At 42.7% G+C, this 24,115-nt stretch carries 25 protein-coding genes and 1 riboswitch; of the genes, 5 read left to right on the forward strand and 20 right to left on the reverse strand.

The window, feature by feature from the left end; all coding sequences use genetic code 11:
- Nucleotides 1-12: 12 nt before the first annotated feature.
- From fliE to bioB, 9 genes are all read right to left on the reverse strand, one after another.
- Nucleotides 13-375 carry a flagellar hook-basal body complex protein FliE gene (gene fliE / locus KPL72_RS08905; RefSeq protein WP_212916171.1) on the reverse strand — a complete coding sequence of 121 codons (363 nt, stop codon included), beginning with the start codon at nt 373-375 and terminating at the stop codon, nt 13-15.
- Between the two features lie 90 nt (nt 376-465).
- A complete protein-coding gene (locus KPL72_RS08910; RefSeq protein WP_212916172.1) occupies nt 466-1,812 on the reverse strand; it encodes a sigma-54-dependent transcriptional regulator in 1,347 nt (448 codons plus the stop codon).
- A gap of 1 nt (nt 1,813) precedes the next feature.
- On the reverse strand, nt 1,814-2,968 hold the full coding sequence (locus tag KPL72_RS08915) for a sensor histidine kinase (protein WP_219702502.1): 1,155 nt from the start codon (nt 2,966-2,968) through the stop codon (nt 1,814-1,816).
- Complete coding sequence (locus KPL72_RS21430) at nt 2,968-3,438, reverse strand: helix-turn-helix domain-containing protein (protein WP_212916174.1); 471 nt, start codon at nt 3,436-3,438, stop codon at nt 2,968-2,970. The genes KPL72_RS08915 and KPL72_RS21430 overlap by 1 nt, the downstream gene beginning before the upstream one ends.
- Before the next feature lie 106 nt (nt 3,439-3,544).
- Complete coding sequence (gene bioD, locus KPL72_RS08925) at nt 3,545-4,222, reverse strand: dethiobiotin synthase (protein WP_212916175.1); 678 nt, start codon at nt 4,220-4,222, stop codon at nt 3,545-3,547.
- A gap of 8 nt (nt 4,223-4,230) precedes the next feature.
- Nucleotides 4,231-5,043, reverse strand: coding sequence for a malonyl-ACP O-methyltransferase BioC (gene bioC, locus KPL72_RS08930; RefSeq protein ID WP_219702503.1), 813 nt, complete (start codon nt 5,041-5,043; stop codon nt 4,231-4,233).
- A complete protein-coding gene (locus KPL72_RS08935; protein ID WP_219702504.1) occupies nt 5,027-5,830 on the reverse strand; it encodes an alpha/beta fold hydrolase in 804 nt (267 codons plus the stop codon). Before KPL72_RS08935 ends, bioC begins: the two co-directional genes overlap by 17 nt.
- Before the next feature lie 12 nt (nt 5,831-5,842).
- Complete coding sequence (bioF, locus tag KPL72_RS08940; protein WP_219702505.1) at nt 5,843-7,069, reverse strand: 8-amino-7-oxononanoate synthase; 1,227 nt, start codon at nt 7,067-7,069, stop codon at nt 5,843-5,845.
- Entirely contained in the window at nt 7,053-8,123 is a 1,071-nt protein-coding gene (gene bioB, locus KPL72_RS08945) for a biotin synthase BioB (protein WP_212918927.1), read from the reverse strand. The genes bioF and bioB overlap by 17 nt, the downstream gene beginning before the upstream one ends.
- 78 nt (nt 8,124-8,201) lie before the next feature.
- Between bioB and KPL72_RS08950 the strand changes: the two genes are divergently transcribed.
- Nucleotides 8,202-8,948, forward strand: a complete 747-nt coding sequence (locus KPL72_RS08950; protein ID WP_219702506.1) for a ComF family protein — start codon at nt 8,202-8,204, stop codon at nt 8,946-8,948.
- Between the two features lie 76 nt (nt 8,949-9,024).
- A complete protein-coding gene (bioA, locus tag KPL72_RS08955; RefSeq protein ID WP_219702507.1) occupies nt 9,025-10,311 on the forward strand; it encodes an adenosylmethionine--8-amino-7-oxononanoate transaminase in 1,287 nt (428 codons plus the stop codon).
- An 80-nt stretch (nt 10,312-10,391) separates the two neighbouring features.
- On the opposite strand, the gene KPL72_RS08960 is transcribed toward bioA, so the two are convergent.
- The 6 genes from KPL72_RS08960 to rpsF form a co-directional block, all read right to left on the reverse strand.
- Nucleotides 10,392-11,954, reverse strand: a complete 1,563-nt coding sequence (locus KPL72_RS08960) for a methyl-accepting chemotaxis protein (RefSeq protein ID WP_219702508.1) — start codon at nt 11,952-11,954, stop codon at nt 10,392-10,394.
- A gap of 85 nt (nt 11,955-12,039) precedes the next feature.
- Nucleotides 12,040-13,416, reverse strand: a complete 1,377-nt coding sequence (gene dnaB, locus KPL72_RS08965) for a replicative DNA helicase (protein WP_012071131.1) — start codon at nt 13,414-13,416, stop codon at nt 12,040-12,042.
- 142 nt (nt 13,417-13,558) lie between these two features.
- Nucleotides 13,559-14,002: a 50S ribosomal protein L9 gene (gene rplI, locus KPL72_RS08970; RefSeq protein WP_168822545.1), complete on the reverse strand. Its 444-nt coding sequence runs from the start codon at nt 14,000-14,002 to the stop codon at nt 13,559-13,561.
- Nucleotides 14,003-14,024: 22 nt separating this feature from the next.
- Entirely contained in the window at nt 14,025-14,885 is an 861-nt protein-coding gene (locus KPL72_RS08975; RefSeq protein ID WP_212916182.1) for a hypothetical protein, read from the reverse strand.
- A gap of 21 nt (nt 14,886-14,906) precedes the next feature.
- Nucleotides 14,907-15,137, reverse strand: coding sequence for a 30S ribosomal protein S18 (gene rpsR / locus KPL72_RS08980; RefSeq protein ID WP_012071134.1), 231 nt, complete (start codon nt 15,135-15,137; stop codon nt 14,907-14,909).
- Nucleotides 15,138-15,160: 23 nt separating this feature from the next.
- A complete protein-coding gene (gene rpsF, locus KPL72_RS08985; protein WP_012071135.1) occupies nt 15,161-15,565 on the reverse strand; it encodes a 30S ribosomal protein S6 in 405 nt (134 codons plus the stop codon).
- Nucleotides 15,566-15,831: 266 nt separating this feature from the next.
- Between rpsF and KPL72_RS08990 the strand changes: the two genes are divergently transcribed.
- The 3 genes from KPL72_RS08990 to KPL72_RS09000 are packed head-to-tail and all read left to right on the forward strand — an operon-like array spanning nt 15,832 to nt 18,401.
- Nucleotides 15,832-16,557, forward strand: coding sequence for a MipA/OmpV family protein (locus KPL72_RS08990; protein WP_212916183.1), 726 nt, complete (start codon nt 15,832-15,834; stop codon nt 16,555-16,557).
- A 44-nt stretch (nt 16,558-16,601) separates the two neighbouring features.
- Entirely contained in the window at nt 16,602-17,498 is an 897-nt protein-coding gene (locus KPL72_RS08995) for a DMT family transporter (RefSeq protein ID WP_219702509.1), read from the forward strand.
- 9 nt (nt 17,499-17,507) lie between these two features.
- Nucleotides 17,508-18,401: a DMT family transporter gene (locus KPL72_RS09000; RefSeq protein ID WP_219702510.1), complete on the forward strand. Its 894-nt coding sequence runs from the start codon at nt 17,508-17,510 to the stop codon at nt 18,399-18,401.
- On the opposite strand, the gene KPL72_RS09005 is transcribed toward KPL72_RS09000, so the two are convergent.
- The 5 genes from KPL72_RS09005 to KPL72_RS09025 form a co-directional block, all read right to left on the reverse strand.
- Nucleotides 18,398-19,261, reverse strand: coding sequence for a DMT family transporter (locus KPL72_RS09005; RefSeq protein ID WP_219702511.1), 864 nt, complete (start codon nt 19,259-19,261; stop codon nt 18,398-18,400). The genes KPL72_RS09000 and KPL72_RS09005 overlap by 4 nt on opposite strands.
- Before the next feature lie 106 nt (nt 19,262-19,367).
- The gene (locus KPL72_RS09010; RefSeq protein ID WP_219702512.1) at nt 19,368-20,060 is read right to left on the reverse strand and encodes a thiamine ABC transporter ATP-binding protein; all 693 of its coding nucleotides are present in this window, start codon (nt 20,058-20,060) and stop codon (nt 19,368-19,370) included.
- On the reverse strand, nt 20,047-21,642 hold the full coding sequence (gene thiP, locus KPL72_RS09015; protein ID WP_346729507.1) for a thiamine/thiamine pyrophosphate ABC transporter permease: 1,596 nt from the start codon (nt 21,640-21,642) through the stop codon (nt 20,047-20,049). Before thiP ends, KPL72_RS09010 begins: the two co-directional genes overlap by 14 nt.
- Before the next feature lie 10 nt (nt 21,643-21,652).
- Entirely contained in the window at nt 21,653-22,666 is a 1,014-nt protein-coding gene (thiB, locus tag KPL72_RS09020) for a thiamine ABC transporter substrate binding subunit (protein WP_219702513.1), read from the reverse strand.
- 80 nt (nt 22,667-22,746) lie between these two features.
- Nucleotides 22,747-22,866: riboswitch (TPP riboswitch) on the reverse strand.
- Nucleotides 22,867-22,888: 22 nt separating this feature from the next.
- Complete coding sequence (locus KPL72_RS09025) at nt 22,889-24,115, reverse strand: 3-deoxy-D-manno-octulosonic acid transferase (protein WP_219702514.1); 1,227 nt, start codon at nt 24,113-24,115, stop codon at nt 22,889-22,891.

Here is a 24,115-nt window from a genome sequence, read left to right on the forward strand (position 1 = left end):
GGTTTATAATGCCTAAATCGGCATATTCATGATTTTTTCATACGCGTCTACAAGTTTATTACGCACCTGAGTCATTGCCTCGAATGACACACTCGATTTTTGCAGACCAATCATAACTTGAGGTAAGTCAACCCCTTCGTCACCGCGCTCATAAGATTGGGCTAATTGTGTAGATTCCTTTTGCAAAGCATTTACATTATTAACTGCATTTTTCAACATTTCCGCGAAATCTGCACGCTCTACAGTCTGGCCTCCCTCGCTCTCACCGCCCACCTTGGCAACATTAGACACAGGAGAACTCGGCGCCTGAACCTGCGACCGCATATCCCTCATTTGGGACAACACCTGATTAATGTCTGGTCGACCAGAAATCATGTTATTCACCTAAAAAAATCACATTTATACAACTTAACATATCGCTAATACACAGCTTAGCATAAAGCTAATTAAAACAAGATACAAAAATCAATCAACGTCTATGCCACTTTCTCGCATTTTAGCGATTTTATAGCGTAAAGTTCTAGGACTAATTCCTAGTTTATCTGCAACAACTTTACGTTTGCCGTTCGCATCGACCAATGCTTGCGCAATAATGCGAAATTCATGCTGCTGAACACCTTTGCCTAAAATCGAAGCAGCGCTGTCTTCATCAGCAATAGTTTCAACAACGACAGGCGCCAAACTCATCATATCAAACGCAATATGATCCTCATTGATTTGTGCATTTGGACTTAGAATTAAAGCTCGCTGAATGACATTATCAAGTTCACGAACGTTTCCAGGCCAAGGGTGAGCTTCTAATTTACTTTGCGCTGATGGCTTTAACGTCGCGCCTGTAATTCGCATTTTGGAGGCATGTTTCGCAAGCAAATGCTGAGCGACTGGCAAAATATCACCTTTACGCTCACGAATAGGCAACCAACGCAGCGGAAAAACATTTAATCGATAATACAAATCTTCTCTAAAACCACCATCACGAACATAATCAGCAAGATCACGGTTAGTGGTTGCTATAATTCGCACATCCAAAGGAATAGATTTTTTGCCGCCAAGACGCTCAACTTCTTGCTCCTGCAAAACTCGCAGCAGCTTAGCCTGTAAACCAACATCCATCTCGGTTATTTCATCTAACAACAAAGTGCCGCCATTGGCCTGTTCAAATTTGCCCGCTTGCGAAGATACGGCTCCTGTGTAAGCCCCTTTTTCATAGCCGAACAGAATCGCTTCAAGCATATTTTCAGGAATCGCAGCGCAATTAATCGCAACAAAAGGCGCATGAGGTCGACTAGAATGCTGATGAATATAGTGAGCCAACACTTCCTTACCAGTACCACTTTCACCACAAATTAATACTGTGGAATCGGTAACAGCAACCCGTCTTGCCAATTCTAATAACGCAATACTAGAAGGGTCTTTCGCGATGGGCTGGGGGTTTGTAGATAGCGCTTCTTTGACAGTGTATTTTGCAATGGCTTTAAGTAGTTCTTCTTCTTGAAAAGGCTTCAATAAATAATCAACTGCACCATCGCGCATGGCTTCCACTGCGTGGGCAATATCCCCATAAGCTGTCATCAGCATAATAGGCAATTCTGGGTATGTATCGATAACATGATGCAGTAATCCATAGCCATCCATGCCTGGCAAGTTCACATCAGACACCACCATATCAAAGAGATTGTGCTTCAATGCAACCACGGCTTCTTCAGCACTGTAAACTATTTTGCATTGGTAACTTGCCAACATCAGCGTATCTTCCAGCGCTTCAGCAAGTCCCTTGTCATCTTCTACTATTAATAACTTAACTTCAGACATGTCATACCCTTACAAGAGGAAGCGTCAAACTGGCGGTTGTTCCAGCGCCCTCAATACTGTCTATTTCAAATTGTCCATGATGAGCTCTTGCAATGGCCTTAACAACCATCAAGCCCAACCCAGTTCCATGTTGTTTTGTTGTCACAAAGCCTTCTTGGACATACTCCAAGTGCGATTTAGACATGCCCACTCCACGATCTTTAAACGTCAGTGTCACATAGCCGTCATTATTGCGCCAATTTAGTTGAACTACGTCACCTTCTGACTGGGCATCTATGGCGTTATTCAAAAGATTCAACAAAGCACCTAATAATGTTTCTTTATTACACTGAATACAATCTGTTGCCACAAAAGAGGCACCTAACGCCTCAAACTGCATATTCTTTTGATCGCAAATTTCTTTGCAGTGATTGGTTAATTCTCTAATAAAAACAGAAACACTCACCGTTTCATCCAGCTTTATTTCACTGCGAGAAAAAATCAACATATCGCGAATTTGTTTTTCAATGTTTGCCAATCGATCCACTAGCTTATTAGCAAATGTCTGACGCATAGCAGGCGCTAGATCTGGTTTTTGTAAATGACCAGCATAAAGCGTAGCTGAAGATAAAGGCGTTCTAATTTGATGAGCCAACGCCGCGACCATTTTACCCATATTAGATAATCGCTCGTGATGACTCAGTTTTTTCTGTAGCAAATAGGCTTCCGTCAAATCAACCAGAATAACCAACTGACCAGGAACATTCCCCAATGACGCTGTCTCGACTCGCACGCGACGGCCACTAACCATACTCACATCATGACCATCATCTTTTTGGGGGCGAAAACTCAAGGGAACAATTTCTCCCCAAGATTGACCAACTAATGGCAAATTGAATAAGCGATCCGCAACGGGGTTAGCCATAACCACCACCCCCTCTTCATTCAGCAGTAAAACACCCACCGGCATAGATTCAAAAAGCTGCTGAAACTGTAACACTAAGATACGGTTTTTATCTTGCTCTTGGCGCTTATCCTGCTCAGATTTCTCCAATTTTTCGTATAATCGAACGACTTCTTGTTGAAGGTCGAGATAGGATTTTGCCAATACATCAGAAGACTCGGAAAACGCTTTAAACGCGGTTTTAAGTTCCGCTATTTCTTCATCTTTTGTCACTAAAACTCCGATTTATCAATATTATAGCGACGCATTTTTTCGATAAGCGTTGTACGTTGTATTTGTAGATTCTGCGCAGCCTTAGAAACTACACCTTGAGTAGACACCAAAGCTTGACGAATCAGCAGCGCCTCTAGGTGGCGAACATGTAAATTCAAGTTCACGCCAGACGCCTGAGGAAAAGTATGTAATTGCTTTATTTCTTTAAGCACAGAAGAAAGCGTTTGCGAACGCCAAGGTAACGGGCAAAACCAAACATTATAATCGCCAACTACATCCATTGATTCACAAAGTGAGATAACAGGAATCACCTCATCCAGCTCAAAAGACCGCACAGACTTACCTAGCACAACAAAATCTGGTACGTGAAACGCCGTCAACGAAGTACCATGCTCGACTCCAATAAAGGTCAAGATACTGGAAACACTCGAAATTTCTTCGTCATCAAGACCGCATAACCAAGCTTTCACATTAGCACCTCAACCTTAAAAATAAGCAATTCTAACTATCATTCTATTATAATGCGTTGTTACTGCTTACTTTCAAGCATTTACACAGCTTTTCACCGTATAAAACTTATAATGCCAGCAACAATTCATCAAAAACTTGCTGCGAATCAAGCTCGCTTTCACACCAAGGCAGAACACCTAATAATGGTGCGGATATCATATTCATAAGGCTGGCGAGATTCTCATCATAATATGGCATTTTTTCCGCACCAGTATTGGCAACCCAACCAGCAAGAGTCAAACCATCACGAGCAATGGCCTCTGCGGTTAGTATCGCGTGATTCAAACACCCCAGCTTCATATTAACAACCATAATGACCGGAAAGCCTAAGGATTTTGCTAAGCCAGATAGCAGCTCTCTGTCGTTTAATGGTACTCGCCAACCACCAGCACCTTCAACTAACGCAAGGTCATGAGGTGTAAGCAATGTGCCTTTAATAAAACCCTCTAACCGAGAAACTGTGACCAAGCGCCCCTCTTTCATTGCAGCAATATGAGGCGCAATTGCTTCTTCTAAAACGACCGGGTTTACTTGTTCATAGGCTAATTTAACACTGCTTGCCTGCTGAATAAGCAAAGCATCATCATTGCGCAATTTACCATCAATGCGGTCTGCGCCTGCCGCAATTGGTTTAAGTCCAATTGACTTCAACCCTGCACGTTTGGCAGCATTTAACAAACCAACGGTGACATAAGTTTTACCCGCATCGGTATCAATACCTGTTACAAAAAAACGCTTTTTCACCATAACTCCTAGATACTAATAGGCCGTTGAGCGACCACAAACGAAACTTGATAACTCAGAGGAACTCCACATTCATTCCGCTGCTTCTCATACTCCTGCAAAAATGCTTTCCACTTACTGGGTGATGTAGATTGATCGCCATCAGCCGAGATCAAACTAGCACCGACTTTTTTCAGTGAATAAATAGCGCTTTCAGGTGAATCAAACCACATAGGAATATCTGATAATTGAGAAGATACAAGGTTCAACTCGGATGCTTTAACACAATCTAAAAGCGCGCCTGATGCCATATACTGATGAACATGTTCTTTATTATCCAAGCCAAACCAAGCTTTACTAATTTCGGGCATAGAGCCCTGCGAAAGCGTTGAAAAAACCACATAGCCACCTGGCTTGGTGACACGATAAAGCTCTTTAAACAAAACCAAAGGGGTCAGACACCACTGAATCGCAAGACTCGAAAAAACCAAATCACACGACTTATCTTGAAGAGGTAATTGCTCGGCATCCGCACAAATATAATGGGTATTTTGCAAAGCAGAATAACGCTCACTTGCCACGGTTAACATTTGTGACGACAAGTCGAGCGCAATATTACAAATAGGATTTAGTTGTTCAGATAATATCCCTAGAGCCTGACCGGTCCCCGTTCCAAGATCAAGTACCACGTCTGCCTGATTTAGTGGCAACATCGCCAACAGACGGTCTAGGACAATTTTTTGAAAGTCAGCATAAGAATCATAGGACCGAGAAGCTCGATCAAAACGCTTAGCAAGTTGTCGTTTATAGCTAAGCGTCGATATATCAGGAGTTATTAGCATCTATAAAGTTTTCTATATGACGCACACAAGCCTCTTCATCTTCAAAAAAAGGCTGATGCGCACAATTTGACAGTACAACACATTGCTGCAAAGGATTTACATCAGTTTGTTGCTCTAATGATTTACTAGAAACCAACGCATCCTTGCCTCCTAATACGTGTAAATTAGGACAATCCAAAAGCGACCATTCACGGCGCACATCTAGCGATTTTAATAATCTAAGCCCACCAATAAGAGCTGGACGGCTCAAGGTTTTAACCGGCAAAAAGGTCTGTAATTGTTTAACCAAAGCTCGTTCATTGTCTGCACCTTTAGACTGCAACATAACAAACCGCTTAAGACCGTCTTCAGGCGACTGCTCAACCAAAGCCGAAAAAGCATCAAAATCTTCGACGGCCATTGCATCTTCCCAGTTTTCTCGTTTAATAAAACTCGGTGAAGACGACAAGGTAATCAAACCAAGCACACAACTAGAACGACGCGCAGCAACATAAGCAGATACCATGCCCCCCAGAGACCAACCAATCCACCAAGCCTCTTTGGGTGCAACTGCAATCAACTGCTCAGACAAAGCCGCGATATCATAATTAGGCCCAATACGAGAGCGTGAAATCCATTGCTCATTAAGCGAAATACCAGGCAAATTCGCTACAACAACATAAAAACGCTGACTCAGACGTAATGCAAAAGAGCGCATCACCTCTTTTGGCATTGCCCAACCAGACACCATAAAAATAGCTTGATTAGACGAGTTTCCAAAAGCTTCTGTTTCAATACGTGCTCGCATGCTGTCCCTCTATTACTTTGTATTTAAACGCTTTGGATTTAAACATTTTGCGTTTAAAAGTTTCGCTGTTAAAACTTTTTCGAGTGAGTCGCATAATAACACTAAATCTTCATCAGAGTGGGCGGCACTTAAGGTAATTCTTAAACGAGCGCTACCTACCGGCACAGTTGGTGGACGAATCGCGGTACACCAGATTCCAAGCACTTTTAATTGCTCGCTAATAGCAATTGCAGCCTTGCTATCACCAATAACAATCGGCTGAATGGCTGTATTTGAAGGCATTAATGTAACCGGAAGCGACTGAACTCTCTGACGAAAATACGTAATATGCCGAGCTAGTCTATCTCGCCGTTCCTGACCCTCTGCTGACTGAATAAGCTGCAACGAAGCCAAAGTAGCTCCTGCAATCGCTGGAGACATTGCTGTGGTATACACATAAGGTCGAGCAAATTGAGTGAGATAATCCGCATAATCGTTAGATGTCGCCACAAATGCTCCAGCGGTGCCAAACGCTTTACCCAAAGTGCCAACCAAGATAGGCAAACTTGTTGCGTCCAGCCCCTCTAGCGCCAAACAACCTCTGCCGTTTTCACCAAGACATCCTAACCCATGAGCATCATCCACCATGAACATCCAATCATGTTGATTAGCCAACTGAGACAATTCCGCCAAAGGCGCAATATCACCATCCATACTGAAAACCCCATCGGTGATCAACAAACCACCCGGTGCGGATCTAGCAATCAACTTTTGCGCACTTTCCACATCACCATGCAAATAACGGCGTAACTGTGCTTGTGCTAACAAAGCGCCATCTATTAAAGACGCATGATTAAGCTTGTCTTGTACTATAGGACGATTTTTATCCGCGAGCGCAGAAATCACACCAAGGTTTGCCATATACCCAGTACTAAATAGCATGACTCGCTCGTAACCGAGCCAATCCGCCAAGGCTTCTTCCAACGCTTGATGGGGAGCCAAATGACCACATACTAAGTGAGACGAACCACCACCAACACCATAAGCTTGAGCCGTATCATTTAGCGCTTTAATTAGCTTCGGATGATTGGCTAAACCTAGGTAATCGTTCGAGCAAAATGCCGTATAATCTTGAGACTGTATTTGAGTATGCGGAATTTGAGGACTATCTAGCGTAATGGTACGACGCATTAAGTCTTGTTGGCGGCGCTCTTCAAGCGCCGCCAACACCCAGTCCGGCGTATTAGACGCTGGCTTCATAAAACAACTTAGACTCTTCTTGTTTTACTGCTTGCGCTGCAATAGCTTCAGCCACCGCTGCATCTGAATGCTCTTCACGCTTCTCTGGATTAATGCCCAAATTAGCAAACAACGCCATGTCTTTATCGGCTTCTGGGTTGCCAGTAGTAAGCAGCTTTTCACCGTAGAAAATAGAGTTTGCACCCGCCATAAAACACAAAGCTTGAGTTTGCTCATTCATGCCTTGGCGACCAGCAGACAATCGAACATGTGATTTAGGCATCAAAATACGCGCTACTGCAATCGTACGAATAAATTCAAACGTATCTAGATCATCAACATTTTCTAACGGCGTTCCTTCCACCTTAACCAACATATTGATTGGCACACTTTCCGGATGTGGAGCCATTTGAGAAAGTTGGCGCAACAAACCCACACGGTCTTTTTGCTCTTCCCCCATGCCCATAATACCGCCACAGCAAAGCTTGATTCCTGAATCACGAACACGAGACAGCGTGTCTAAACGATCTTGATAAGTACGAGTGGTAATAATGCTGTCGTAGAACTCAGCAGAGGTATCTAGGTTGTGGTTGTAATAATCCAAACCTACATCTGATAAACGCTTTGCTTGATCATCATTTAACGAACCTAGCGTCACACAAGACTCTAAACCTAAAGACTTAACGCCCTTAATCATCTCTAGCACATAAGGGAAATCTTTCTCGGAAGGATGCTTCCATGCGGCGCCCATGCAAAAACGGCTTGCACCTTTTTCTTTTGCTAAAGCGGCTTCTTCAAGCACCTTCTGCACTTCCATTAACTTTTCTTTTTCAAGTTCAGTATTGTAATGACCACTTTGCGGGCAGTACTTACAGTCTTCTGGACAAGCGCCAGTTTTGATCGATAAAAGCGTACTTACCTGTACTTCATTTGGCGCAAAATTATCTCTATGGACAGTCTGAGCACGAAACATCAAATCCATAAAGGGCAAATCGAACAACGCTTTTATTTCTGCATGGGTCCAATCAAAACGCGGTGCGCTCACATTATTTGTAGGCAGAGCGCTTGCGGACATATTCGCTACAGACGTGTTTGTAGACATACTTAAAGACATAGTATCCTCGATCCAGAAAAAATTAATGGAGCAATACTAATGGACTGGAAGAAACTGTCAACCACAAAAATAACACAAGTTTACAAGAGTATATTTTTAGACCTATGCTATATTTGCAATGCAAAAGCTCAAAACACACTTTGCAAATCCTGCCATGAAGGCTTTCCTGCCAACCTAAATCATTGTCAGCACTGCAAACGCCCAACTCAAAAATCCAGCATTTTGTGCGGACAATGCCAAAGCAGCCAACCTGCCTATCAAGTATGTATCGCGCCCTATCGCTTTGAAGGAATCATAAAAACACTCATCCATAGCATTAAATTTAATCAAGGAACTCATTACATAAGACCACTCATTTACCTATTGAGCGAACACCTCATTGAGTCATATTCGTCTGAAAGCTGGCCAGAACAGATACTCTATGTACCCAGTCATCCAAGCCGAATCAAGGAGCGTGGATTTTGCCAAACAAAAGCCATGACAACCCAGCTAACGAGAAACCTTAAAGAGCTTCTGGGCGAAAAATGCCCAGCTATTCCTAAAAACAATCCACTAAGAAAAATTAAAAACACTAAAGCCCAACACTCACTAAGTCGAAAGGAGCGATTAAAAAGCCCTCAAAGTAGCTATCAGCTTGATGGACCTATCGCCAAACATGTAGCCTTATTTGACGATGTAATGACGACAGGAAGCACGATAGAGAACTGCACCAAACTGTTATTAAAAGCAGGCGCAGAACGAGTGGATGTTTGGGTGATTGCCCGAACGCCTGATAAAGAATATTAATAATAAGAAAAAATATCAGCCTAGCCACAGAAGACAGCTTTGTTTACTATGCCGTCAACAAAGCAATGGTGACGTTATGAAAACAGATCAAGAATACCTAGATTTAGACAAGCAACTCCTGTGGCACCCATACACGTCTATGAGCAAGCCCAGTCCACACTTCCTTGTTGAAAAAGCTTCGGGCTGCGAAATAACCCTCAGCGATGGACGCACACTAATCGATGGTATGTCTTCTTGGTGGAGTGTTATCCACGGCTACAATCACCCAACCATGAATGCGGCTATCCAAGAACAATTATCACAATTTTCACATGTAATGTTTGGAGGGCTAACCCACAAACCCGCCATTGAACTCGCCGAAAAGCTCATCACAATTACTCCTACTGAGTTACAACGTGTTTTCTTCTCCGACTCAGGCTCAGTTTCTGTTGAAGTTGCCCTAAAAATGGCCATCCAATATTGGAATGCCCAAGGCAAACCTGACAAGCAATTTTTCGTCAGTCCAAAAAGCGGCTATCACGGCGACACATTCGCAGCCATGTCAGTGTGTGACCCTGAAAACGGCATGCACAGCTTATTCACTGGCGCACTAACAAAGCAATTCTTCATCTCACCACCACCAACTGGCTTGAACGCACCAATAAAAGCCGAATACCTTGACGAAGTTCGTAAGGTGTTTGAGGAAAACCACCAACGTATAGCAGGCTTCATTATCGAGCCCGTTGTACAAAATGCTGGCGGTATGCGTTTTTATAACCCGGAGTATTTAAATCTGATTCGAGCACTTTGCGATGAATTCGAGATACTCTTAATTTTCGACGAAATTGCTACAGGTTTTGGTCGAACGGGCAAGCTTTTTGCCACAGATCATAGCAATATCTGCCCAGATATAATGTGCGTTGGCAAAGCCTTAACCGGCGGTTACATGACGCTGGCTGCCACTTTAACAAACGATAAAGTGGCACTTGGTATAAGTGACAATGGTGGCGTATTTATGCATGGGCCAACCTTCATGGGAAACCCTCTCGCCTGCTCCGCCGCTAACGCAAGCTTATCTATTTTAAGTAAGTACAATATTCCAGAAAAAATCACCCAGCTAGAAACCTGGATGAAAGAAGCCCTAGAGCCATGTGGGCAGCTCGAACAAGTAAAAGAAGTCCGTTGCCTTGGCGGTATTGGTGTTGTTGAGTTAAAAAACGCGGTCAACTTACACGAAATACAACCAAAACTCGTTGAACTAGGCGTATGGGTACGCCCTTTCGGTAAACTTATTTACTTGATGCCACCTTATGTAATCAGTAAAGAGCAAATTAATATTCTTGGTAAAGCCATTTATCAAGTCACTAGCGAACTCCCCAGCTAAACCAAATATAAATAAAAAGGCCTTTGATAAATAACTATCAAAGGCCTTTAAAATCAAACTATCAAAATCACATTATTCTTTTACTGCTTCATTCGCTCAGCAAGATTCCCCTGCTCGTAAGCCTCTTCTTCAATGTGACTAATATTTATTACGATGCTTTCTGCTTGTTCAATACTATGAATACTCAACTGATCAACATCATGCATCTTATCATTCAGGTCTCTAGCCACACCCGCCTGTTCTTCCGAGGAGACGTTAATCTGTGCAGTCATTTCAACAACGCGCTTTATAGCGGACTCTATATCACTCATTTTTTGAGCCACTTTATTCACACTATCAACACCCTCTTGCGCGACTGCTGTGCCTTTATCGATTGTATTTGTGACGTCTAGAGTATTTCGCTTTAATTCTTCCGTCATGCTATTAATGTTTTGCGTAGCATTTTGAGTACGTATCGCCAACGCACGAACCTCATCAGCAACCACAGCAAAGCCACGACCTGCCTCACCCGCACGAGCAGACTCAATCGCCGCATTCAAGGCAAGCAAGTTAGTCTGCTCTGCAATGCCACTAATGGAATTCACCACCTCATTAATGCTATCACTGCGCTCTGCCAATATGGCCACTACTTTTTTAGCCTCAGAAATATCCTGATAAACCTGACGCATGGTCTCACCTGTTTGCTGAGCCAATAAACGGCTTTCACGGGACAAACCACCCACAGACTCAGTTGCCTCAACCGCTACATGAATGTGCTCTGCAACATGAGTTACGCTAGATAATAGTTGAGAGCTAGCAGCAACTACTTCCTGAAAGGTATTACGCTGTTTATTAAAGTTAGCCAGATTTGTCGTCACACTTGCCTTCGCACCCGACGCTCTTTGACGAAGCTGCAAAGCACCTTCTTTTAGACGATACCGAAAGGTATTACCTGCAGCTTCTTGATGTATTTTGGCAAACTTAATGGCAGCCTTGATTCCAACGGTTTTACAGTATAAATACTGACCTATTGGATTATGTGCCTCGGACGATAAACCGGAGACAACAGAGTTCAACGACTGAGCCTGATAATAAGCTAACCACATACCCAATAAAGCCAAAACAGGCCCAGCAATCTGCAATGCCAATACGTTAGATAATAAGCCAATAACAGCCAATAAAATAAAGCAGGACATCAATGGCCAAGAAGCATTACTAAGATGCGCGGTTACTTTTGTCGTGGTTGGCAATAAAGCTTTCCCAGCATTAATACGATCATAAATAGACTGAGCATGTTGAATTTCATCTCGGGTTGCCTTGCGGCGCACCGATTCATAACCAATCACTTTACTGCCGTCTAATAGCGGACTTACATGCGCACTCACCCAATAGTGATCCCCATTTTCACAGCGGTTTTTTACCAAGCCCATCCAACTCTTACCCTGTTTTAGATTGGCCCACATATCAGCAAAAACAGCTGGCGGCACATCAGGGTGGCGAATAACATTATGAGGTGCACCAATTAAAGCTTCACGCTTATAGCCGGCCACCTCACAAAAAACATCATTAACAAACGTAATGCGTCCCTTCACATCTGTACTGGAAACTAAAACATAGCTCTCAGGAAAATCATTTTCTTTATTTGTTACTGGCATCTTTCGCATAAAAAGCTCTCGATTATATTTATTTGCCACCTATCTTGTGGCTTCTTATTATTTGTAAAGATAACAAAAATACACCAATGAGGTGCTATTCGTCATCAAAATCTCGATATGCATCCGGTGCTAAATCCTCAAAACGAGTATATTTACCCACAAATGCTAATCGACATGTACCAATCGGACCATTACGTTGCTTACCGATAATAATTTCCGCAATTCCTTTATGTGGCGTATCTTCGTGATAAACCTCATCTCGATAGACAAAGGAAATAACGTCAGCATCCTGCTCGATCGCTCCAGATTCACGCAAATCGGAGTTAACCGGACGCTTGTTAGGTCGATTCTCCAAACTACGGTTAAGCTGAGAAAGCGCCACCATTGGGCATTCCATTTCTTTGGCTATGGCTTTTAGTGATCGAGAGATTTCAGAGATTTCATTAGTACGACCTTCAGTGAAACCGGGGATCTGCATAAGCTGAAGGTAATCGACCATGATCATTGCAACGCCGCCGTGCTCACGAGCAATGCGTCGCACACGTGAACGCATTTCCGTCGGGCTGATACCACCGGTATCATCAATAAAAAGTTTGCGATCTTTGAGCATCTTAACTGCAGACATTAATTTGTCCCAGTCCTCTTGAACCAGCTGCCCAGATCGCATTCGAGTCTGATCGATTCGACCAAGGGAAGACAGCATACGCATCATGAGTGATTCAGCAGGCATCTCCAAACTGAATACAATAACAGGCTTATCACTGATCATGGCGGCATTTTCCACCAAGTTCATCGCAAAGGTTGTTTTACCCATAGAAGGACGACCCGCGACGATTATCAAATCAGAAGGTTGCAAACCTGCCGTCATTGCATCCAAATCAGTGAAACCAGTACTTAAGCCTGTGATAGCCCCATCTTGATGATACAATTCATCAATTTTATCCACGGTAGCACTAAGAATATCAGCCGCAATTCGTGGCCCACCTTTTTTCTCTCCGCCTTCAGCGATTTGAAATATTTTTCGCTCAGCCTCATCTAATACTTCAGCAGCCGTCATGCCTTCTGGATGAAAAGCCCGTGCAGAAATATCGTTTGTTGTAGAAATAAGACGTCGTAAAATAGAACGCTCACGAACTATATCAGCATAGGAAGCGATGTTAGAGGCGCTTGGAGTTGCTTCGGCAACCTCAATTAAATACGCCATACCACCAATAGATTCTAGATCGCCACGCTTATCTAATCGCTCACCAATGGTAACCACATCAATAGGCTCTGACTCATCAGCTAAGCGAGCAATAACAGTAAAAATTGCTTTATGCTCTGGACGATAAAAATCATCAGCAATAACAAGCTCGGACACCTTTTCCCAAGCCTGGGGGTCTAGCATCAATCCGCCAACAACTGAACGCTCAGCCTCAATGGAATACGGTGGTAATTTAATAGAAGCGACTTCAGAATCATTTAGTTGCACGCAAAATACCCATACAAATACAGAAAAAATACAGAAAGATTAGCTTATCACGCCAACAAAAAAAGGGCATCTCGCAAAGCAAGATACCCTTCTCTTATTTAAGAAAGACTCACATCTTTCTTAAGCAATTTACCGAAGCAAATTACTCAGCGATTACAGACAAAGTAACCGTTACAATAACTTCAGAGTGAAGTTGAACGTCTACTTCGAAAGAACCTGTGTGACGAATCGCGCCTTCTGGAAGACGGATTTCAGCTTTCTCTACTGCTACTTGCGTAGAAATAGCGTCAGCGATGTCACGAGTACCGATAGAACCGAAAAGCTTACCTTCATCACCAGCATTTGCAGCGATAGTGAAAGTTTTGCCTTCTAGTGTTAGAGCACGAGCTTCAGCAGCAGCTTTACGCTCTGCAGCTTGCGCTTCAAGTTCAACACGGCGCTCTTCAAAGCTAGCCAAGTTAGCTTTAGTAGCCATTACAGCTTTTTTGTTCGGAATCAAAAAGTTACGAGCATAGCCTGGCTTAACAACTGCAACGTCACCAATACCGCCTAGCTTGTTTACTTTGTCGAGTAGAATAACTTCCATCTCGATCACCTCTAATTAATCATTAGCTATCACTTGAGTTGGACGCCTTACCTTGTATTCTAGAACGAATATCTACAAAGCTATCAATCACACAAAGTGCGACTAGAATGTTTGCAAAGTACACATTCAGGACAAAAAAACCTACAAGATAAAATGCGATCAGTCCAACAATCCCAATTTCTTTTTTTGCTAAAATACCATGCACTAGAGCGAGCCCCGGCAACACCAAAGCAGGCACAGCAGCTTGAGAAAGAATAATAAAGGATCCGCCTAAGCTTTCACCTATTAAAATCATCCCCCCCAACACCAAACTAAACGCTACTGGTAGTCTTAACTGATGAAATTCAGTACGTAAACCGCCTGGATTATAGAGTCCTGCTTGCCATTTTCTTGCCAAAAACAAAGAAATAATAGCAATGACCACTTGGAAGATGGATATAGCCATCACCGCTTGGTTAAAAATCAAGTTTCTATCAGGAACTTCAACACCTTCTTTCGTCAAAACACTCTGAACTAACGTTACTGCCAAATTCAAAATATCTGCCATCAAAAGAGGCTGAAGCAGTGTGCTAATAACCGCCAGAAAACTACCGACCAATAGCACCCAACTCCATGACATTGTTAATCTAAGTAAATAGCTCAACAACATCACATCAACTAACACCATGAGTGCCGTTGCATCTCCTTGGAACATCCACAACACAAGTGCTGGTAGACAACCCCAAGCTAATACAGGTATTCCTTCTTTTACACCTTTACGAAGCACCACCAACCCTAAGATTGCGGCCGCCAGCCAAAACATCATAGGAATTAGACCAAACACCATCACACCAATAATGGCATTTAAGCGTTTTTTCATTACCCATTTAGCTAAACCACCCATAAAAGCGCTTCTTTCAGCCTATTAATTAAAGTGGCTGTCAGTGTAAGGAAGAATAGCAATGTAGCGAGCGCGTTTAATTGCAGTCGCTAGCTGACGCTGGTAACGAGCCTTAGTGCCAGTAATACGGCTAGGTACGATTTTACCAGTTTCAGTGATATAACCTTTCAGTGTGTCTAGATCTTTGTAATCGATCTCTTTAACGCCTTCTGCAGTAAAACGGCAGAACTTACGACGACGGAAAAAACGAGCCATGAGTGTCTCCTAATAAAAATAGATTAATCTTCAGATTCTTCAGATACTTCGTCAGAATTGTCGTGGTTACGCTCTTCACGCTGAGGAGCAGAACGACGATCTTCACGACCTTCAGAAGCTTTAATAGGAGATACGTCAGTTACCGCTTCTTTACGACGAATCACCAAGTTACGGATGATGGCATCGTTGTAGCGGAAAGTGTCGTTTAGTTCAGACAAAACACTGTCAGAACACTCAATGTTCATAAGAACATAGTGTGCTTTGTGAATTTTGTTAATTGGGTAAGCTAGTTGACGACGACCCCAATCTTCTAGACGGTGAACTTGACCACCATCTTCAGTGATTAGGTTAGTGTAACGCTCGACCATTGCTGGTACTTGCTCGCTTTGATCTGGGTGAACCAGAAAGACGATTTCATAATGACGCATTTAAGCTCTCCTTATGGGTTCTTAGTCTCCACGCTCCCCCTGTTAAAAAAGCTGTGAGACAAGGAGTATTGATTTACAGGGACGCGCATTATATGCACTAGTGGACAATAAGTAAACGAAATCAACCAAAGTAATGCCAACCTAACCTCACTTATCCTAAACAAGTAAGAATACAGCCTATTTTCTGTTGGCAGTTTTACAGATCCAGCTAAAGGCAATAGAATCAGTCTATTCATAATTCACTCGACCTCACGGATACGGACATCATGAAAAAAGCATTCTTGGCATTACTATTGTTCTCCCCATTTGTCGCTCAAGCTGACGGTAGCATAGGCGTCATTGGCGCTGTATCAGAATCTGTATACAAAGAAACAGATAACCAAGCTAAATTCCTGCCCAACATAGGTTATGAAGGAGAAAACTTTTTCCTTCAATTGCCTGAAGTTGGTTATCGCTTTTTACCAAAACAATCACCTCAAAACTTTTCCGTCGGCTTATCTTACGAAAGCTCAAACTTTGACCCTGACGATTCGGATGATATAAACATTCAACAACTTGATGACAGAGATGACAGCATTATGGCTTTTGCGAGCTATAAAATTGGCCCTCTATCAACAAAATTGGCACAAGATATTAGCGGTGAACATGACGGCTACTATGCACAAATCGCTTTAGGGTATCCGCTTCCTGTTGGCGCATGGAAAGTCATACCATCCATATCTTATCGCTATATGGACAGCAAAATGAGCAATCACTTGTTCGGTGTTTCTCGAAGCGAATCTGCAAACACCGGTGGTACTATTACTGCCTACGATTCAGGTGCAATTGCTCAAATCAGATATGGAATAAGAGGTATTTACCCACTTTCAGAAAGTGTAAATCTGATGCTAGGCATTAATCACACTAGGTTTGATAGTGAAATTTTAAAAAGCCCTATTGTAGAAGACAATACAATCACGTCTGTCTTAGCCGGTGTTATCTTTTCATTTTAAAATATCACCTAACAGACAACCGAGCGCTTTCGGAATAAGAAATTATGGATAAATGCTCCAATAACACCCAAGCCATGCTATTCGGACTTGGGGCCGTACTACTTTGGTCGACTGTCGCCACAGCATTTTCTATATCACTTAAGCATTTCTCACCAACACAATTACTGCTTGTTGCTAATATCGTCTCATTAATATTTTTAACAACTTTAATCGTATTTAAAGGTGAAGCAAAAAAACTCATTGGCTTTGCCAAACAATCATGGAAATCGTCTTTATTTTTTGGCGCGATCAATCCATTTCTTTATTACCTAATATTACTGCAAGCCTACAACACACTTCCAGCACAAGAAGCTCAAGCAATAAATTACACTTGGGCAATTATGCTTAGCTTTATGGCGGTTCCAATACTTAAACAACGACTAAAAAACGCGGACTATATCGCCGCCGCTGCCTGCTATTTTGGAGTACTCTATATATCTACTCGCGGCCAAATAGCATCACTGGAGTTTTCAAACGTCACAGGTGTTGCCTTCGCCCTTCTAAGCACTATCATTTGGGCTCTTTATTGGTTATTGAACACAAAAGACAAACGCCCCAGTTTAATCGGCCTAACGCTTAATTTTGCCTTTGCACTACCTTTAATCACTATATTTGCAGGCGTCACAGGTGAACTAAGCCATTGGGACAATAAAGGGCTGTGGGGCGCAATTTATATTGGTTTATTTGAAATGGGGCTAAGTTTTGTATTATGGAATAGAGCCTTAAAACTAACGACTAACGCTAGCCAAGTCGCGAACTTAATATTTCTATCGCCATTACTATCTATTATTTGGCTTTCACAATTTACTGGTGAGCCTATATTAGGTTCCACACTTATTGGTTTAGCTTGTATTTTAGTTGGTTTATTTATTCAAAACTGGGCAAAAAGAAAAAAACAATAAGGACAATACATGCCAGCATTCATCTACCTATTAGCGCCTATTTTTTTCTGGTCAGGCAACTACATTTTAGGACGATTGACCGTTTCCAATGGAATTGACCCTTTTTCAATCTCTTTCTTACGCTGGAGCCTTGCCTGCCTAATCATTTTGCCTTTTGCTTATAAGAAGCTTTGGCAAGAACGAAGCATTATCGCCAAAAACTGGCCTTTACTTGTTCTTTTCGGCTGGCTTGGTATTTGTAATTACAACCTTTTCCTTTACATAGGACTGAGAACCACAACCGTCACCAATGCAGTATTACTTAATTCGATTATGCCTGTGATGATACTCATTACAGCTCGCCTACTGCTGGGAAACAAAACCTCTTGGTTACAAAATACCGGAATACTTATTTCGACCATCGGCGCCATAACCATTGTTAGTCGGGGCAGTTTAAATACTTTTTTACATCTCAGTTTTTCACAAGGCGACTTATGGATTATTACCGCGGCTATAAGCTGGGCTATTTATTCAGTACTCATCGTAAAGCGCCCCAAAGAAATGTCTTTGATCGGTTTCTTTGCCTGCACTGCAATTATAGGGACCTTGATTCAAGCACCTCTATTTTTACTATTTGGACACAGCCAACTAGCTGACTTCACAGCAAGTAACTGGGGAGCCATCGTCTATATGGGATTATTTGCTTCGATTGGGGCTTTTTTATGCTGGAATACTGGCGTACAAAAACTAGGCGCAGCCACCGCTGGACACTTCATACACCTACTACCAGTATTCAGCATTGGTCTATCGGTTATTTTCTTAGGTGAGCAATTACTTAGCTTTCACTATGCCGGCATCACACTTATCTTTTCCGGCATTTTTGTCGCAACCGTATTAAACAAAAAACGTCAACAAACAGCCTAACCCCTATTTCGCGCCATTCGAGTACTGATCACAATGCTTGAAAAAATAAACAGCATTCCAAGAATGGCGTAAATATCAGGAACATGCCCCCAAACTACCCACCCCCAGAATCCACTAAACACAACACCAACATAACTAATCGGTGAAACAATACTGGCTGGCGCATAGGTATAAGCCAAATTATAAAGATACATACCGACATATAAAGTGACAGTGACCACAGCCACCAGCGGCCATACCGCAACAGGCAAAATCAAAGAGTCTCCCTGCAGCAGCATCAACGGCAGAGACAATACTGTCGACACGAAAAAGTATACAAATAAAGTTTCTTGTCCAGATACTTGCTGAGAAAGCATACGAGTCGTCACCATAGACAAGGCCAAGCCAATAGCGGAAATAAAGCCAACAATATGCCAAGGATTCAAATGATCAGGCGTAGGGTGAATAACAAATGCCACACCAATAAAACCAATTATAAGCGGTAACCAACGCGCCCTTGGAATCCTGATTTTATGCAGTATTAATACGATAAAAGGAACACACAATGGCGCGCAAGTTCGAAGCAAAGACGCCTCCACCAAAGGAATATGATTCAACGACCAGTAATAAAAAAGAAAACCAATGAAGCCACCAAAGCTGCGCAAAAAATGAATTTTCCATATTAAAAGCGGCCGTTTTTGCCAACGCCCTCGCATTTGAGGCAGGAGTATTAAGGCGCAAAATAAGCTCTGCCAGAAAACCAAGGTTGATACTGCGATCATGGTTTGAGCCTGCTTGGCTACCAATGCGGTGAGCGACATAACAAACGCATAAGCGATTGTCATCAAAATGCCTTTCTTCACTAACTCATGATCATCCAATGCAAGGTCACTCTTTTATATGAATAAAAACAGAAAGAATATTTAACCCAATCAAGCGACATTGTCGAGCGATTAGCTTTTCAGCACTAGACTTTCCCGCACTAGGCTAAACCACACCAAGATAACGAGAAAAAAGCGGATGAGGTTCGATTTGAGATAAGACAGACACAGGTTCATGAGCCGTAATACACCCCTGCTCAATCAAAATAACACGCCCACCCACCAAGCTCGCTTCTTGTGGCAAATGCGATACCAATAGTGTGGTTAAGCCTAATTCTAAGGTGACTTCATTAACCAAGTAGAGCATTTCTTCCCGTAAAGCAGGATCCAAAGCACTAAATGGCTCATCAAGTAATAGGATCGGCTTTTTTCGTACCAATGCCCGTGCAATGGCGACACGTTGTGCTTGTCCCCCAGACAAAGCCTGTGGATAGCGGTCTTTTTTATCAACAAGTTGCGTTTTTTCAAGCGCCCATTGAATTTTTGCTTTTTGCTCACTATTCAAAGAGAGAGAAGGAGATAATCCAATGGCAACATTTTGCCAAACCGTTAATTGCGGGAATAAGTTGTCACTTTGAAATAAGGTCGAAATGGGTCTTTCGTAAGCAGGCAAAGAAAGCAGAGACTCTTCGTTGAAAAAAAGCTCACCACGGCCAGCCAGAAAACCACCCAACAAATGTAAAAGTGTACTTTTTCCTTCGCCACTGCCACCAAGTAATGTGGTGACACCAGGGGAAATATCCACGCAATAATTCGCATGAAAGCTCTCCCAATCATATTGAAGGTCAATTTTTAACACGAACCATTACTCCACCAATAAAGCGAGACGAACAATAAAACAAGATCAAGCACAGAGAGATTAATACCACAGCAACACAGGCGCCCTCTTCCAGCTGATAAGAGCCAATCAATTGAAACAAATACAAGGGTAAAGACACCAAGCCCTGACTACCAAATAACGCAATCACGCCCATATCCCCCAAAGAAAGCAAAAGAGCATACCCAAAAGCTTGCGCTACACTTGATCTAATCAACGGCCACTCCAGACGCCATCGAGCCCAAGACTGAATACCTAAACTTAGATAAATATTTCGAAAACGCCGCTCTTGTTGATACATTACAGGCATCAAAGCTCTCAGTACAAAAGGTAGCGCCATAACCGCATTGACCCACACCACAATCCAATAACTCGACCGCAGCCCCCAGCCAAAATCACGTAAAGTCAAAAACAAACCTGTGGCAATCACCAAACCTGGCACCATTAAAATCATATTTCCCAGATGCTCGATTTTACTTGGTAAAAAAGCAAAATACTGACGTGCCATACAGAACCGCGCCAACACACCGAAACTGACACCAAGCAGCAAACTCACCAGCGCTGCAGGAACCGCAATTTTCAATGAAACCAACACTGCACTCCATAGAGCAACAGACTGTAATGTATTTAAAAAAACTGGCGAAAAAATCGGATCAAAAATGGCTAAAAAAGGCGGAATAACCAATACAAACGCACAGAACAATGCCAAAAAATCTGCCGACTTAGCCCAGAATGAGTCTTTGATTATGTAGCTTTTTACCGCTAACAAACTCACATCTTGCCGATTAACCGGTGCAATACGATACACAATGACCGCAAATAAAGTGCATATGGACACCTGAAGCAAAGCTAAAAAACTGGCTTTGTTGAGGTCAAAATCAAATCTAAGCGCCTGATAAATGGCCACTTCCAAGGTGCTATATTTTGGACCGCCACCTAAGCTTAACACCACAGCAAAGCTAGAGAAGCACAACATGAAAATTAGTACAAAGGCTCCAGGCAGAACCTTTTTCATGTAGTGCCATTCAATCCAACGAAAGGCCGCCCAACGAGAAAAACCTAACTGCGAAGCCTGACGCCACTGCCCTGATGGAATTAAGTCATAACCTTGCAACAAAAGGCGTACGGCCAACGGCATATTAAAAAATACATGGGCAAGCAAGATACCCACCAAACCATACAAGGGAACTTGCACCCCAAACAACTGATTCAGCCACCCGGTACGACCATAGACAACCACCAAGCCTAAAATCGCCACAATGGTTGGCACCACCATGGAAACTGAAAACAATTGCAGTAAAGCAGATCGGCCATAAAACTGGCGATGAATAAGACAAGAAGCAACAGGAATAGCAATAAGTAAGCTAATACTACTGCTTAGCAGCGCTTGCCATAAGGAAAAACGAACAACCCGCCAAAGGTAAGGTTGTTGCAGGTAGCCAAGCCAAGAATGCAATTCGCTATAACGCAAAAGAGCCGCCAAGCTGGCAGCCCCCATTAATAGGAAAAAAACGACACCCAATAGCGCCGGCAACAATCTCTTTACTGTTCGAAAAGAAAGCACTTAACGCCTATTATCGAGTCGTGGCATTTAACCACTCATCAATCCAAGCTTTACGATGTTGCGCCACATCTTTTGCAGGCAAGACGAGACTCTTTGTTGGCTCTAAAGCGCTATCAAACGCCGCTGGTAATTTCTCATCTAGCTTGACTACTGGCAGCATCCAGTTGCCCGTTGCAACCGTTGACTGGAAACCAGGGTGCAGAATGAACTGCATAAACTGCTTCGCCAAAGCTGGATGAGGTGCATCTTTCATCATTGCAGCCACTTCAATTTGTGGATAAAGACCTTCACTGGCAGTGGCTGCTTTATACTTATTATCCCCTTCTGCAACAATATGGTAAGCAGGAGACGTGGTATAACTCAACACAACATCCGCTTCACCTTTCAAGAATAAACCATAGGCATCAGACCAACTTTTCGTTACTGTCACCGTATGAGAAGCTAGACTATCCCATGCATCAGCGGCGTTTTCACCGTAAACTGACTTCATCCATAACAACAAACCAAGTCCAGGTGTGCTTGTGCGAGGATCCTGATAAATAACACGCAAGTTTTGGTTATTTACTATATCTTTCAAACTGCTTGGTGGATTTTGAAGTGTTTCAGAGTTGTAAATAAAAGCAAAGTGACCTTGATCAAATGGTACAAAGGTTTTATCTGACCAACCGCCATCGATAATAACAGCCGAAGTATCAACAGCATGGTTCGCTAATAAGCCTGTCTGCTTTGCCGCTTCCATTAAGTTCAGATCTAACCCCAAAAGTACATCAGCTTGTGATGACTTACCTTCTAGCTGCGCACGAGACAAGATACCAACCGAAGAATCCAGTGCAACAAAATTTACTTCGCAGGCGCACTCTTTTTCGAAATTAGCTTTTATCTTCGGCCCTGGGCCCCAATCGGATGCAAATGCGTCATAGGTATATACATTCAGAGTATCCATGGCTAATGTGACAGGCGAAACAATGACGCCAAAACTAACAGCAGCCGCAGAAAAAAGAGAAGTTAACGAAAATGGTTTCAAAGTGTCGCTCCTAAAATAAGTGAGCGGCGTACAGGGAAATGGCAAGAATTGTATTTGAGCTACTGTAAATATATCGGTAGTTCAACTTGCTATCTCGATTCCTACGCCAGCATGATCTGGATCAGGTTCGGTGGGTTAGCAGACAATCTGCTTCTCAGCTCTAACATTTACTAAATGCTAAAGCACCCCATGAGATAATGTGCGCTTATTGTAAAGAGTCGATCAACGGAAGTCTATTTCAGCAAGCACTCTAGTGACAGCACCTTGATTTTTTTCGGCAAAACGCAACGCCGTTTGACCAAGGCGGAAACGCTGAGATGATTGTCCAGCAAGGTCCATGACCACTTTTTCTAATTGCAATTCGTCTTGGCAACGAATGGCCCCATTCACCTGCAAAAGTTGCTCGGTAATATCCTGAAAATTAAAGGTGTATGGGCCAACCAAAATAGCCTTACCAAGTAACGCTGGCTCAATCGGGTTATGACCACCACGTTTAATCAAGCTACCACCCACAAAAGCCATATCAGAAGCTTGGTAGTAATTCATTAATTCACCCATAGAGTCGCCAATCACCACATCAAAATTAGTCCATTGATCAAGTGGCGCTTGGGTACGAAGAGCGACGCGCTCAAAAGACTTCATCGCTAAGGCTTTTACCACTTCAAAGCGTTCCGGATGACGAGGAACTAGTATCAACAATGCATCAGGGTATTTTTGCAACAGTGTCTTATGAACTCGCAACAGCATTTCATCTTCGCCTTGATGAGTACTTCCACCCACCCAGACAAATCGAGAACCTAACTGTCTACGCCAATTAGCTTCAAACACCTCTGGCGGCACGGCAAGATCAAATTTAATACTTCCAGTTACCATTACCTTTTTTGCGCCTAACGCCTCAAAACGCACTGCATCTGCTTGTGCATGAGCCAAAAAACAATCAGGTAAAGCAAATAAGGGTTTAGAAATAGTCGAAAACTTCTGATAGCGCTGAAAAGAACGCTCACTCAAACGTGCATTTACTACCTCAATACGCAGCCCTAACTTTTTAGCCTGTTGCAATAAGTTAGGCCAAAGCTCAGTCTCAACAATCAATAAATGCTTGCAAGTCAGTTTTTTTAGCGCCCTTTTAACACTTGAGGGCCAATCCATAGGTAAATATCTATGCTCGGCAAATGGGAAGGTTTTTACTACTTGTTCAGCACCGGTGGGAGTCATGGTGGTGATTAATAAGCGATGTGTAGGGTATTTTTCACGCCACTGAAGCACCAATGGACGCACAGCAAGCACCTCACCTACAGACGCACAATGAATCCATAAATCAGCTTCAACAGAGGGCCAAAAACCAAACGCCTCTTTCGAACGATAATGCTGGTAGGTTTTCTTAAAACGCCGGATTTTCGATAAAATCACCGGCGTCAATAAAACCAATAAAGAACGATACAACCACAT

This window comes from Marinomonas lutimaris (assembly GCF_019426345.1).
Lineage (GTDB): Bacteria > Pseudomonadota > Gammaproteobacteria > Pseudomonadales > Marinomonadaceae > Marinomonas > Marinomonas lutimaris.